The organism is Fibrobacter sp. (genome assembly GCA_024399065.1).
Classification (GTDB): domain Bacteria; phylum Fibrobacterota; class Fibrobacteria; order Fibrobacterales; family Fibrobacteraceae; genus Fibrobacter.
This window is the reverse complement of the sequence record JAKSIB010000030.1, coordinates 1-12,327: the sequence shown is the minus strand read 5'-3', so window position 1 is coordinate 12,327 and position 12,327 is coordinate 1. Positions and strand designations below refer to the sequence as shown.

The 12,327-nt window shown below is 47.2% G+C and carries 14 protein-coding genes; 11 read left to right on the top strand and 3 right to left on the bottom strand.

Features of this window, described 5'->3' with window-relative positions; translation table 11 throughout:
* Positions 1–105 precede the first annotated feature (105 nt).
* Positions 106–930 carry a tetratricopeptide repeat protein gene (locus MJZ25_12680; GenBank protein ID MCQ2125028.1) on the bottom strand — a complete coding sequence of 275 codons (825 nt, stop codon included), beginning with the start codon at positions 928–930 and terminating at the stop codon, positions 106–108.
* 91 nt (positions 931–1,021) lie between these two features.
* Between MJZ25_12680 and MJZ25_12675 the strand changes: the two genes are divergently transcribed.
* The 8 genes from MJZ25_12675 (at position 1,022) to carB (ending at position 8,494) form a co-directional block, all read left to right on the top strand.
* A complete protein-coding gene (locus tag MJZ25_12675; protein ID MCQ2125027.1) occupies positions 1,022–1,537 on the top strand; it encodes an rRNA adenine N-6-methyltransferase family protein in 516 nt (171 codons plus the stop codon).
* A 5-nt stretch (positions 1,538–1,542) separates the two neighbouring features.
* The gene (locus MJZ25_12670) at positions 1,543–2,274 is read left to right on the top strand and encodes a hypothetical protein (protein ID MCQ2125026.1); all 732 of its coding nucleotides are present in this window, start codon (positions 1,543–1,545) and stop codon (positions 2,272–2,274) included.
* Positions 2,275–2,277: 3 nt separating this feature from the next.
* Positions 2,278–2,997, top strand: a complete 720-nt coding sequence (locus MJZ25_12665; GenBank protein ID MCQ2125025.1) for a hypothetical protein — start codon at positions 2,278–2,280, stop codon at positions 2,995–2,997.
* On the top strand, positions 2,997–4,124 hold the full coding sequence (locus tag MJZ25_12660; GenBank protein MCQ2125024.1) for an AI-2E family transporter: 1,128 nt from the start codon (positions 2,997–2,999) through the stop codon (positions 4,122–4,124). The genes MJZ25_12665 and MJZ25_12660 overlap by 1 nt, the downstream gene beginning before the upstream one ends.
* Before the next feature lie 116 nt (positions 4,125–4,240).
* Entirely contained in the window at positions 4,241–4,549 is a 309-nt protein-coding gene (locus tag MJZ25_12655) for an HU family DNA-binding protein (GenBank protein MCQ2125023.1), read from the top strand.
* Positions 4,550–4,790: 241 nt separating this feature from the next.
* The gene (locus MJZ25_12650) at positions 4,791–4,982 is read left to right on the top strand and encodes a hypothetical protein (GenBank protein ID MCQ2125022.1); all 192 of its coding nucleotides are present in this window, start codon (positions 4,791–4,793) and stop codon (positions 4,980–4,982) included.
* A gap of 91 nt (positions 4,983–5,073) precedes the next feature.
* Positions 5,074–5,259 carry a hypothetical protein gene (locus MJZ25_12645; protein ID MCQ2125021.1) on the top strand — a complete coding sequence of 62 codons (186 nt, stop codon included), beginning with the start codon at positions 5,074–5,076 and terminating at the stop codon, positions 5,257–5,259.
* A gap of 16 nt (positions 5,260–5,275) precedes the next feature.
* The gene (carB, locus tag MJZ25_12640; protein ID MCQ2125020.1) at positions 5,276–8,494 is read left to right on the top strand and encodes a carbamoyl-phosphate synthase large subunit; all 3,219 of its coding nucleotides are present in this window, start codon (positions 5,276–5,278) and stop codon (positions 8,492–8,494) included.
* Between the two features lie 176 nt (positions 8,495–8,670).
* Here carB and MJZ25_12635 read toward each other — a convergent pair whose 3' ends face one another.
* Together MJZ25_12635 and MJZ25_12630 are read right to left on the bottom strand one after the other, a co-directional pair.
* On the bottom strand, positions 8,671–9,054 hold the full coding sequence (locus tag MJZ25_12635; protein MCQ2125019.1) for a PIN domain-containing protein: 384 nt from the start codon (positions 9,052–9,054) through the stop codon (positions 8,671–8,673).
* Positions 9,055–9,081: 27 nt separating this feature from the next.
* Positions 9,082–9,225, bottom strand: a complete 144-nt coding sequence (locus tag MJZ25_12630) for a hypothetical protein (GenBank protein MCQ2125018.1) — start codon at positions 9,223–9,225, stop codon at positions 9,082–9,084.
* Between the two features lie 604 nt (positions 9,226–9,829).
* Between MJZ25_12630 and MJZ25_12625 the strand changes: the two genes are divergently transcribed.
* The 3 genes from MJZ25_12625 (at position 9,830) to MJZ25_12615 (ending at position 11,976) form a co-directional block, all read left to right on the top strand.
* Complete coding sequence (locus tag MJZ25_12625) at positions 9,830–10,405, top strand: hypothetical protein (GenBank protein MCQ2125017.1); 576 nt, start codon at positions 9,830–9,832, stop codon at positions 10,403–10,405.
* 20 nt (positions 10,406–10,425) lie between these two features.
* Complete coding sequence (locus MJZ25_12620; protein MCQ2125016.1) at positions 10,426–11,487, top strand: S1C family serine protease; 1,062 nt, start codon at positions 10,426–10,428, stop codon at positions 11,485–11,487.
* A 75-nt stretch (positions 11,488–11,562) separates the two neighbouring features.
* Entirely contained in the window at positions 11,563–11,976 is a 414-nt protein-coding gene (locus MJZ25_12615) for a hypothetical protein (protein MCQ2125015.1), read from the top strand.
* The last annotated feature ends 351 nt before the right edge of the window (positions 11,977–12,327 follow it).

Here is a 12,327-nt window from a genome sequence, read left to right as displayed (position 1 = left end):
AAAAAGAAAAAGGAACGCTCCGGATGGAACGCTCCTTTTGAAAATATAGTCGCGCGAAGTTACAAATTATGAAAAGCTACACCTCGAACCTCGAGCCTGGAACCTCTAAATAAACATAATCGTATTCAGCTTGGCTCTGTACTTCCAAGTGAGCTCGTGCTTGGGTCCTAGGACTCCAAACAGGGTGAGCATGGCCTTCTTGGCTGCCCCGTCGTTCCATTCCGGAGCTTCCACATACAGGTTGAGGAATGCCTGGAGGGCATCTTCGAACTGTTCGCCTGCGGCCAGGATGCAGCACTGCTGATAGACGATGGCTTCCTTGCCCTGGACGTCCTTCTTGGCGGCTTCGGCGTGGAAATCCAGAAGTTCCAGCAGGGACTTGGCTTCCTTGTACTGGTCGTCGGCTTCTGTGAATTTGTTCAAAATTTCCTTGGCCTTCTCGGTGTCGCCCATGCCGAGGCTTGCCTTTGCCCAAAGGAGAAGGAGCTTCTTGTCGTCAGGAGTCTTCTGCAAGGCTTCGTTCAGGAGGGGGAGGGCTTCGTCAAACTGCTTGTTGGCGATGGCTTCTTCCAGGGTATTCTGGGTGCGGGTTTCGTCGGAGGTGTAGAACTTTTCCAGGCGCTTCTTGAGGTCGGCTTCGGGGAGCACTCCTGCGATAACGTCTGCAATCTGCCCCTTGTCCACGATATGAACTTCGGGAACGGAACGGACGCGGAAGGCCTGGATGAGCTGCATGTTGGCTCGGTCGTCGCAACTGACGACGCCCAGGGTGAAGTCCATGCTGGTGCTGAAGGAGCCGACCAGCTGGGCGTAAGGTGCGCAGTCGGGGTATTCGGCGGAAGAGAAAAGAACGGCCACGGCCTTGGTCTCGGAGGCCTGGGCGATTTCGGTTTCAAAATTTTCGGGGGTGATTTGTACTACTTTAGCCATGTCTGCTAATATAAAAAAATGGACTGAAAATGATGCCGCCGGACCTGTGAGAACTACCCCCGCGTGGGAACCTTTTGCTATATTCATTTTCATGAGTCAATGTCCTTATTGTAAGTCCGAAGTTGCTGAAGTCAAGATCCTCCATCTCGACCTCCGCATTTGTCCTCACTGCTATTCCACGTTCTTCCCCTGCGATCAGACTATGGCTTTCCGTTCTGACCTCTCGGACAAGTCCCGTGAACTTTGGCTGAAGGCTTTGCTTGCCAAGAATGTGCAGGACCCGGTTTGCGATAATGTTTGCTGTATTGACCATGGGGAACCGTTAGTTGAGGGTAAGCTTCCGGATTATGGTACCGATGGTAAGGTGACGACTTGCTGCAAGATGTTCCACTTTACTCCGTCCATGACGGTGGCGTTGCTTAAGCGTACCCTGGAGCATCCGTTCCAGGTGCCTGGCAAAGAGGAAAAGCACCATTTCTTCTTCATCCGCTGGCTTTTCAATCTTGTAGACAAGTTTATTGGCGAAAAGATGCCGGATGAGGATCCGATGGATTTGCTGCAGTATAACCTGCGATTGAAACCGATTCTCGAACCCGAAGACAAGTAGAATTTATGGCTAAAACTTATGCAGTTCTCGCTGCAATAGTTGCTGTTGTTCTTGGCGTGTATTTCGCCTTGCCCAACCGTTACTTTACTGAAAGCGTCTTTCCGTTGACCGACGGAATGACTGTTGTTGCTTATGATGACAAGGCCGATGGTGGTTTGTCTGAAGTTGAATTTTCTGCGAAAGATTCTGTTCTGGATTTTTCCTGTACCCTTGGCGCTGATACGGCGCGCGGTGCATGGTGTGGCTTGGTTTTTGACCTGAGTCAGGGTGAAAAGGGGAAATACCGTAACTGGACTTTCGTGGACTCTGTTGTTTTTGATGTGGAATCTCATGGAACAAAGGAAGTCCTTGTCAAGATTTGGGCCTTTGATCCCGATGTTACAAAACCGGAAAACCTCCGTTCCTTCCGCTTGTTGTTGAAGGAAGTGCCTCTCGAGGATGGACGTCTGCGTATTGTTGTTCCCATGGAGCATTTCTACACTCCCGATTTCTGGTATACTGACGGCAAGGTTGACCCTTCCATGAACCGTCGCCATCAGGAAACTATTGCCCGTTTGGAAATTGCTCCGGGTTGGAATCAGAAACGCGGCCAAAAGTATTCCTTGGTTATTCACGAGATAACCGCTAAGGGTGTGAGCAACTTTGCCTTCGGTGTGGTGTTGTTCATTATTCTTGGTTTGACTGTTGTTGCCATTGGTCGCAAGAATTCCTGCGAAAAGAAATCTGACGGAAAGTAAAACGTGAAATCATTTGCAGCTCCGACAACCATACTTGCAATCTTGGCATCCTTGTGGGTTGCTGCATTCTTTAGTTTTCACTCCAATGAACTGACAATCTTTCCGTCTAATGTTTATGAAGTCTATGCGTTGACGGACCGCGACCTGGGTGGCTTTTCTGTTTGCGACTTGAAGCAGACGGATTCCGTGATTACGGCGGATGTGAACATTCATTCTGGAATGGCTTATCCCTATGCTGGCATTGGTTTCAACTTGATGTCGGTAAACAAAAGGCCGTCTGCAGATTTCTTTGACTTCTCAAGATTTGATTCCATAGAAGTTCTTGTTGAAACAGGACGCATGCGTAACGTGACTACCCGCATGCTGAACAACGATCCGGTATACAGTAAGGATAACTTGTATGCAAGCTACCGACCGCTGCAGAAATCAACTGCAGTGGGCAAGGGCGTTGTCGCATTGTCCTTGCAGGATTTGAATGTGCCTGACCGTTGGTTTGCCGACCGAGGTCTTGATAAGGACGATGGCATGAAATACCTTCAGCGTGGTGTGATGCTGGAAGTGTCCAGCGGCGAAGGAACCATGCTTGGCATTCCTGATGAAATTAAGTTGCGAGGTGTGAGACTGTGGGGCGAGAACCACAGCTTCGTTACGGTAATGTACGTAGTTCTTGGCTTGATGCTTCTGCTGTGGATTGCTTCGCTGATTTGGATAAGGAGACGCTGATGAGACGCGCATGGACTATTGATAGAATTATGCGTAACCTTATTGTGGTTCTTGGTATTGGAGCCATGCTTTGGGTGCTGAACTATTTGAGCGGAGTCTTGTTCCCGTTCTTTGCTGCATTCTTGTTGGCCTACATCCTGGACCCTGTGGTTTGCAAACTTCAAGAAAAATTGAAACATCGCATCATTGCTGTTGTCCTTGTGATATTTGCTTTGGCTTTGATTGTTACTGGGGCCGGTTATGTGTTTGTTCCTATGGTGGTAAACGAAGTCCGACACCTGGGTGAACTTATCCCGAAGATGTTCAGTGATTCCACCTGGGTGTCTCGAATTTCTGTGTTCGTTCCTGAAGACATGTGGCAATCTGTGAAGGGAATGATTTCGTGGGATCAGATTGCGAAGTCCATGCGTAGCCTTGACTTTTGGCAGTCTGCACAATCTGTGGCTGACCGCGTTCTTCCAAGTGCTTGGGGCTTGTTGTCTAAGACATCGCACTTGATTGCCTGGTTGTCTGGTGCGGCCTTGATTTTCATGTATCTCGTGTTCATTATGTTGGATATGCCGAAACTTCGCCGCGGAGCTAAGAGCTTGGTTCCGAGAAAGTTCAGGATTGATGCAGCTGATTTTGGAAAAGAAGTTGATCGCTTCATGGGAAGCTACTTCCGTGCCCAGTCCTTGGTGGCACTGACGGTGGGAGTCCTGTACGCAATTGGCTTTGGAATCATTGGACTGCCTATGGGAGTTGCCTTCGGTTTGTTCTCAGGTGCGTTGAACATGATTCCCTATTTGCAGTTGACGACCATTCCTTTGGCCTTGCTGCTGGCGGTGGTCTATGCGTTGGATACTGCAATGCCTTTCTGGGAAGTGGCTGTGATTGTCCTTGCAATCTATGGTCTTGTCCAGGTTATTCAGGACTTCTTCCTCGTTCCAAAAATCGTAGGATCCTCAATGGATCTGCCGCCGGTAGGCATTTTGCTTTCCCTTTCTATCTGGGGCAAGTTGCTTGGTTTCCTTGGCTTGATTGTTGCAATTCCGTTCACTTGTATCTGCTTAGTTTACTTGGAAAAGATTCAGAAAAAAGCTGACGAGATTGCGGAGGACGAGGGCGAACCTAGCCCCGAGGCTTGATTTTACAACGATTGTGTCGTTTTTTTTGCATCTTTTTTTGAAAGACTCGCACTTATCATTCAAAAAAAAAGTATAATAAAGTCATAAATTCTTAAACCAACTCAAGGAGTTATAAAATGAATAAGCAAGAATTGATCGAAGCTATCCTCGCTAACAAGGAAGCTGGCATTGAATCCAAGGCCGCTGCAGGCCGCGCTGTTGACGCTGTGCTCGACGGCATCGCTGCTGGCATCAAGAAGGACGGCAACGTTCAGTTGATCGGCTTCGGTACTTTCCAGGTTAAGGAACGCGCTGCACGTACTGGCCGCAATCCGCAGACTGGTGCTACCATCAAGATCAAGGCTTCCAAGACTGTTTCCTTCAAGGTTGGCGCAGCTCTCAAGGCTACCGCTTCTGCTAAGAAGGCTGCTAAGAAGAGCAAGTAAGGAGGGCGTCGCGACGACCATGCTCGCATGGTCGGCATGACCGAACCGATTGCGAGGCGCTGCGAAGCAGTGCCAGGCAAGTAATCCTTATTTAGCCTAAAAAGCTTTATGACGCTCACCTTCGGGTGGGCGTTTTTTTTGTCTTCAAAAGTTTTTTGGGGGGTATCTCCCATTGACAAAAGAAATATTTTGTTATATATAACTTGCTGTGTATCAATAAGTTATAAAGAAGGAGAAACCTATGAAGAAGAAGTTCTTGGGATTGTTCCTGTTGTTTGCTCTTGTTGCCGGATTTACTGCATGTGGTGGCACGGGCGCGGTTGATGGCGAAGATGATGATTGCCTTAATAATCGCGATTCTTCCATCTGTAAGGATCGTAATGATCCTGGAATGAATGACTCCTTTAGGGAAGATACTGCCGGGGAAGATTAACGGCATTACATTTTTTGTTAAAAACTGTTGAATGGTTTTACATTTCTAACTATATTTGCGCAAGTTTAAACCTTGTGAATTTTAGTTAGAGATGATGGAAATTCTGAAGACCCAAGACATTGCTAAGTGCGCTGCGAAGCGAACCGCCGCTGTTGGTGTTTCTTCTGTTTCTATTCATTCCCTTTCTGTTTCCAAGATTGTTGATTTTATTGGAGCTGGACCTTTTGGTTCAGCTCTCTTTTTATGCGGCGAAAACCGCACGAATTTTAGTTGTTAACACACGGAGATAAAAAATGAAGATCGAAGGTATCGATAAGGTTCTCATCATCGGCTCTGGTCCTATTGTTATTGGCCAGGCTTGCGAATTCGACTACTCTGGCACCCAGGCCTGTAAGGCTCTGCGCGAACAGGGTTACAAGATCGTGCTGGTGAACTCTAACCCGGCAACCATCATGACCGACCCGGTCATGGCTGACGCTACTTATATCGAACCGCTGAACCTCGAACGCTTGGAGCAGATCATTGCCAAGGAACGTCCTCAGGCATTGCTCCCCAACCTTGGTGGTCAGACTGGCCTGAACCTGTCTTCCGCCCTGAACAAGGCTGGCATCCTGGACAAGTACGGCGTTAAGGTGATCGGCGTGAACCTGGACGCTATCGAACGCGGCGAAGACCGTGAAATCTTCAAGGCTACCATGCAGCAGCTGGGCATCGACACCCCGCGCTCCGGCATTTGCCATTCTGTTGAAGAAGCCGAAAAGATCGTTGCTGAGATCGGCTACCCTGTTGTAGTTCGTCCGGCTTACACCATGGGTGGTGCAGGTGGCGGCTTCTGCTACAACGTCGAAGAACTCCGTACCATTTGTGGTAACGGCCTTGAACTTTCCATGACTCACCAGTGCCTCATCGAAGAATCCATTCTCGGTTGGGAAGAACTGGAAGTCGAAGTGGTTCGCGACTCCAAGAATCAGATGATCGCTATCTGCTTCATCGAAAACATCGACCCGGTGGGCGTTCATACTGGTGACTCCTTCTGCGCCGCTCCGTTCCTCACCATCGACAAGAAGCTTGAAGAAAAGCTGAAGACCGACGCTTTCAAGATCGTTGAAGCTATCGGCGTGATCGGCGGTACCAACGTTCAGTTCGCACACGACCCGAAGACTGGCCGCGTGGTGATCATCGAAATCAACCCCCGTACCTCTCGCTCCTCTGCTCTTGCTTCCAAGGCAACCGGTTTCCCCATCGCTCTGGTTTCTGCAAAGCTCGCTGCTGGCATGACTCTGGACCAGATGGACTACTGGCGCGACGGCACCCTCGAAAAGTATACTCCGAGCGGTGACTACGTTGTGCTGAAGTTCGCTCGCTGGGCATTCGAAAAGTTCCGCGGCGTTGATGACTGCCTGGGCACCCAGATGAAGGCTGTGGGCGAAGTCATGGCTATCGGTAAGACCTATAAGGAAACCCTCCAGAAGGCAATCCGCGGTCTGGAAAATGGCCGTGCAGGTCTTGGCTTTGCTAAGGACTTTAACAAGAAGACCAAGGAAGAACTTCTCGACATGATGAAGACTGCTTCCTCTGAACGTCACTTCCAGATGTACGAAGCCATCCGTAAGGGTGCAACCGACGAAGAAGTTTTCGCAGCAACTTACGAAAAGGCTTACTTCGTGCAGCAGATGCGCGAACTGGTTGAACTTGAAGAAAAGATGCTCAAGACTCCGGGTCGCATGCCTTCTGACGAACTCCTGATCCAGGCCAAGAAGGACGGCTTTGGCGATAAGTACATCGCAAAGATCCTCGGCATCCGCGAAAAGGACGTTCGTGCAAAGCGTATCGAACTTGGCATGGTTGAAGGCTGGTGCGCAGTGCCTGTTAGCGGCGTGAAGGACCAGTACTACTACTATTCTACCTACAACTGCAAGGACGAATCTACCGCCACCAACAACCCGAAGAAGATCATGATCCTCGGCGGTGGCCCCAACAGAATCGGCCAGGGCATCGAATTCGACTATTGCTGCTGCCACGCTGCAATGGCTCTCCGCGAAATGGGTTACGAAACCATCATGGTGAACTGCAACCCGGAAACCGTTTCTACCGACTACGATACTTCCGACAAGCTGTACTTCGAACCGGTTACCCTCGAAGACGTTCTCCAGATTTACAAGAAGGAACAGCCCGCTGGCGTTATCGTGCAGTTCGGTGGCCAGACTCCGCTGAACATCGCCCGCGCTCTCTCCGACGAAGGCGTGAAGATTCTCGGTACCAGCATCGATTCCATCGATATCGCTGAAGACCGCGACCTGTTCCGCAAGATGATGGACCAGCTGGAAATCCCGATGCCCGAAAGCGGCATGGCAACGAACATCGACGAAGCCCTCGCTTGCGTCAAGCAGATCGGTGGCTACCCTGTGATGATCCGCCCCAGCTTCGTGCTTGGCGGCCGCGGCATGGAAGTCATCTACGACGAAAACATGCTCCGCGAATACGTTGCCAAGGCTGTTGGCGTTACCCCGGATCGCCCGCTCCTCATCGACCGTTTCCTCCACAACGCTCTGGAATGCGAAGCCGACGCCCTCTCTGACGGCGAACACGTTTACATTCCGTCCGTGATGGAACATGTGGAACTTGCAGGTGTCCACTCCGGTGACTCCGCCTGCATTATTCCGCCGGTAACCATTACCGAAGCAAACTTGAAGACCATCAAGGATTACACTCGCAAGATTGCAGAATCCCTCCACGTTTGCGGTCTCATGAACATGCAGTACGCTATCGAAGACGGCAAGGTTTTCGTTCTCGAAGCCAACCCCCGTGCATCCCGTACCGTGCCTCTGGTCTCCAAGGTCTGTAACACTCAGATGGCCCGCCTTGCTACCCGCCTCATGATGGGTGAAAAGCTGGAAGATTTGAAGCTGAAGGACAAGAAGTTCAAGCACCACGGCGCCAAGGAAGCTGTGTTCCCGTTTGACAAGTTCCCCAAGGTTGACCCGGTTCTCGGCCCTGAAATGCGTTCCACCGGTGAAGTGCTGGGCCTCTCCGAAGACTTCGCCCTGGCTTACTACAAGAGCCAGGAAGCTGCAGGCTCTATCCTCCCGTCTTCCGGTGCCGTGCTGATTAGTTTGTCCGACAAGACCAACCTCTGCGACCAGGCTATCGAAGTGTGTCAGCGTTTCCAGGAACTGGGCTTCAAGATCTATGCTACCGAAGGCACCGCCAAGTTCTACGAAAAGGCTGGCGTCAAGTGCGAAGTGGTGAACAAGATCGCCGAAGGCCGCCCCAACGTTCTGGATGTTATCCTGAACAAGCAGGTGAACCTCATCATCAACACCCCGTGGGCTCGCCGCGACGCTGTTGCCGATGAATCCGCCATCCGTAAGGCTGCAATCAAGTACAAGACTCCTTACATCACCACCCTGGCCGCCGCTCTCGACACCGTCAAGGGCATTGCGGCTGCTAAGGCAGGCAAGGGCGAAGTGAAGTCTCTGCAAGAGTATCACGCTTCCATTGAAGAAGTTTAATTAACTTCTTCTGGGCGTTGCCCGGCCAAGGCCACTGAGCTTGCCGAAGTGGGCCGGGCCGGTGCCTTGCGCTATAAAAAGACCGAGCTGGAAAAATCCAGTTCGGTCTTTTTTTCGTTCAGCCGCTTCGCGTCCGAACCCATACGGGCTGCGGCGCCTAACGCATTTCAATAAAATCACTTTAGCAAAGCGCAAAATTCTTCAGGAGAAATGCAAGAAATCCTGGAATTTTCAAAATCCTTCGGGTTTCTAGTAACAATGTAGTCTGCTCGATATTTTTCAGCAACCTCGCTTTGAACACAATCTTCAAAGTCTGGAAAATTTTGATTCTCCAAAGCTTTCACGATAACATTCTTATTTACATCTCCGACATCGAAAAGCTCTGTAAGATTTAAGAGAACAGCCCTTCTTGTGGCGTCATCGTAAACCTTGCGGAGAATGTAGAACATGTTTGTGAAAGAATGGGCTGCGACACAGCCATCGAAGACATTCTGCCTTCTCGCATCAACAATAGACCTTGCAAATGCAAAATATGGTTCACGTTTTACAACGTAATCCATTAGGATGTTGTGTGTCAATAAGAGCCCTCATCCGGCAAACCTTTCATCACGCCAAGATGCAAGTTCCTTTTCGTAGTCCAGTTCAGGAGCAGCCTTGATGATTCTTTCTAGAGCGTCAAAGGCTTGATCTTGAGGAATCTGTTTTTCGTTAACATCTTTCTGTTGCAACATTGTTATAGCCTTTTGGGGCAATGTTTCCGTAAAATATACGAACGATTTTCAAAAATAACGATGTTTTGCTATAAAAACAAGCCTTTTGGATATAAAATTTAAATGGTAGATTGTTGAATCCGTGAGTTTTAAGTTATATTTGGAGAAAAATAGAGTTTTTGCTCTTGTTCTCTAAACGAAATCTAGACAGTTTCACCTAAATGAGGACAAGGCGAGCGCTCACGCAGGCATACCGTTTATCGCGGTATGTTTCAGTTTGCTATTCCGGCTTTTTCAAGCTGGTGTTTTGGTTGTGTTAGCCATGGGCAACAGCCCTTTCGGGGCGTGGGTCGTTTGCGTTTATCATTTAGAGGCAGTCTAGAGCCCCGTTTAGGTAAATGCAGCGATCCACGTCCTTTTTTCGTTTCCAGAAAATAGATGTGGTTTCTTGTTGAATAAGGGGAAGACTCCATAGGTGTAAACGATGGAGTCCGATATGACGATGAAAACGTATGCGGTTCGAATCCAAGCGGATTTACGAGCTGACAAAACGAAACGTTATCAAGAATATCAGTCTCCCGAGGAACATTACCATGTTCGGGGTCCGAAATAATCACGGAAAGGTATGCGAGAAGTGAAGCTGGGTAAGTTGATGATTGTCTTTATTACATGTTGCGTTGCTTTTCTTGCGGAGGACGCTTTTGCGATTCGTATTCCAACGAAGGTTGTCAAAAGAATTTTTGAAGGCACGGAGCATACTGCGGGTAAACATTGGAATCTTGGGTTTGGAGCAGCAAGAGCCGGTATTCGAAATATCCATAGAATAGATTCGTTGTCTAGGGATTCTTTAAGAAGAAATCGTTATGAAACGTTTGTTGCTGATACCCATGAAAATTTGTTTTTAAGAGTTCCTACATCTTTGCAAGATGTGATTGATTCTAAAGTAGATTCTATTCAAAATAGCTTTCAAAAAGCAAACTTGGACTCTGTGGAAGAAAATAAATCGAGGGACACACTGAATATTGATCATGTTAATGAGTCCATCTCTTCAAAAGAAGCTTCTGTGAATTTACAACAAGAAAAAAGCATGTTTAGTAATTGGTCTGTTGAAAAATGGTTTGGATTTTTTGCCACAATAATCCTTCTCTCTGTTGCAATTGTCGGGATTTATAAATATTTGCCTAGCGAAAAAGATGTCTGAATTCAACAATGGGGCTTGAAATGAGAAAAATCGTGAAATATTTATGTTTGATAGGTTTTGTAGTTGGCATTCTGCATGCTTCGCCATACGAAACTACTTCGTGGCTGGTGAACCAAAATAAATCATACGCAATTAAAGGGCTTGCTGTTGATTACTATAATACTCGGACGGAAAATTATGAAAGAGAATCATCGTTCCTTGCTAGCGGAACAATGGAATTGATGTTCGTTGCGGGGGAAAGAGATTCGATTAAGATAACGACACGATATACTACTAGGGATCAAGATTATTCTTCAAATTATGATTTAGTTGTTACAGAAAAAAGAGATACTGTAAATTATAATGACGAAAGGATTACAGTTTATTATGGTTATAGTGGTGTATGGCCTGCAAAATTTATTATGGGAAATGACTATGCATACTATTATCTAGAACATCATTGGAAAATTTTATTTGACTTTGAGGGAAATTATATTCCGTCCTTGGGAAATACAGGTTTTGGCTCTGGTTTTGCGATTAATGAAAGGACTATGGTGACAAATCAGCATGTTGTAGATGGTGCTGATTCAATTTTTGCGACGAATGATTACCAGGATGATTCTAGCAATATTACATTAAGTGTTATTTATGAAGATTTGGAATTGGATATTGCTGTGCTAAAATCAGACAAGAAACTTACTTCGTGCGCCATTGATCGAAAAATCTATGACATTGGGGAGGATGTTACGGTTTATGGTTATCCTCAAATTTTGAAACAAGGATTTAGTCTTAAGGCTACAAAGGGAATAATTTCCTCACGTAAGGGTTATCAAGACGATGTGAAAACATACCAAATTGATGCCGCTGTACAGCCTGGAAATTCAGGAGGTCCGTTGGTTAGAAAAGATAAAATTATAGGAATAGTTGTATCTCGACTAGAAGGAAAATCCCAAAATGTGAATTATGCTATAAAGAGTAACTTTTTGGGAAGTGTATTGGATGTCCTAAAAATAAACAATACTGGGAAAGCAAAGCCTAAAGATTGCACTTATACCATTATGAAAGCAGATGCAGAATGGCTGAAAAGTGTTGGTAATAAATAGGAGATTCTTGATTTTTTCAAGGATGAAGATTTGGCAACGCTGAAATAAAAAAGATGGAGATGACCAAGGAGATAAATGATTTCAGTCGGAGGATATTCTGAAAAACAATTTGCAATAGCTCTGTGTTCCCTTATAAATCAGGATATTTTGAAACCTGAGGCTGAACATACATTCGCAACATTAAATACAACTTCAAAGGTTTATTGGCTTGCTCCGCAGAAGAAGTTTTTGGAAAAAGAGTGGTGGTTTGTTTTGAAAAATACCGAGGCGAAGAGATTCCATATTTTTTGTGTCCTGCCACATAGTATATCGAGCAAAGAGTTGACTTCTTTTCATGAAACGCAGTTGAATGTTCAAATTTTATGGCGAGATTGTGAGTGGAAAGATAAACTGACGGGGTTTAAATTTAAACCATTCTTGGCAAAATCAGTGTCTTTTGAAGAAATTCTTGATTTTCTACAAAAAAGGCAGGAATCAAAGAATACCTAAAATGTTGAAATAATTCTTTCCATGCATCCGAGTTAGGGATAGTGACCCCTTGGGGCCGAGACTTCAGGCTCGGTTTTATGAGGTTGGGCGGGAACGGAGTGAACCGGGCACCCCATAAAATATAGCCCGACCCGTGCGGAGCGCGGGGAACGCCAATAAGAGATTGCATTATCCCGCAAAACAGAATCCCTCCACGTTTCCAGAAACGTCTTCGGTTCGGTCATGCCAGCCCGCAAGCGGCCTGTCGCAACACACACCTTGCGGCGTTTTGCGGTCTCATGAACATGCAGTACGCCATCGAAGACGGCAAGGTTTTCGTTCTCGAAGCCAACCCCCGTGCATCCCGTACCG

What these genes read in the sequence shown, in the direction of transcription:
- MJZ25_12680 (MCQ2125028.1), bottom strand. Translation starts at nt 930, where the DNA reads ATGGCTAAAGTAGTACAAATCACCCCCGAAAATTTTGAAACCGAAATC.
- MJZ25_12625 (MCQ2125017.1), top strand. Translation starts at nt 9,830, where the DNA reads ATGCGAGAAGTGAAGCTGGGTAAGTTGATGATTGTCTTTATTACATGT.
- MJZ25_12635 (MCQ2125019.1), bottom strand. Translation starts at nt 9,054, where the DNA reads ATGGATTACGTTGTAAAACGTGAACCATATTTTGCATTTGCAAGGTCT.
- MJZ25_12670 (MCQ2125026.1), top strand. Translation starts at nt 1,543, where the DNA reads ATGGCTAAAACTTATGCAGTTCTCGCTGCAATAGTTGCTGTTGTTCTT.
- MJZ25_12655 (MCQ2125023.1), top strand. Translation starts at nt 4,241, where the DNA reads ATGAATAAGCAAGAATTGATCGAAGCTATCCTCGCTAACAAGGAAGCT.
- MJZ25_12645 (MCQ2125021.1), top strand. Translation starts at nt 5,074, where the DNA reads ATGATGGAAATTCTGAAGACCCAAGACATTGCTAAGTGCGCTGCGAAG.
- MJZ25_12660 (MCQ2125024.1), top strand. Translation starts at nt 2,997, where the DNA reads ATGAGACGCGCATGGACTATTGATAGAATTATGCGTAACCTTATTGTG.
- carB (MCQ2125020.1), top strand. Translation starts at nt 5,276, where the DNA reads ATGAAGATCGAAGGTATCGATAAGGTTCTCATCATCGGCTCTGGTCCT.
- MJZ25_12630 (MCQ2125018.1), bottom strand. Translation starts at nt 9,225, where the DNA reads ATGTTGCAACAGAAAGATGTTAACGAAAAACAGATTCCTCAAGATCAA.
- MJZ25_12675 (MCQ2125027.1), top strand. Translation starts at nt 1,022, where the DNA reads ATGAGTCAATGTCCTTATTGTAAGTCCGAAGTTGCTGAAGTCAAGATC.
- MJZ25_12615 (MCQ2125015.1), top strand. Translation starts at nt 11,563, where the DNA reads ATGATTTCAGTCGGAGGATATTCTGAAAAACAATTTGCAATAGCTCTG.
- MJZ25_12650 (MCQ2125022.1), top strand. Translation starts at nt 4,791, where the DNA reads ATGAAGAAGAAGTTCTTGGGATTGTTCCTGTTGTTTGCTCTTGTTGCC.
- MJZ25_12620 (MCQ2125016.1), top strand. Translation starts at nt 10,426, where the DNA reads ATGAGAAAAATCGTGAAATATTTATGTTTGATAGGTTTTGTAGTTGGC.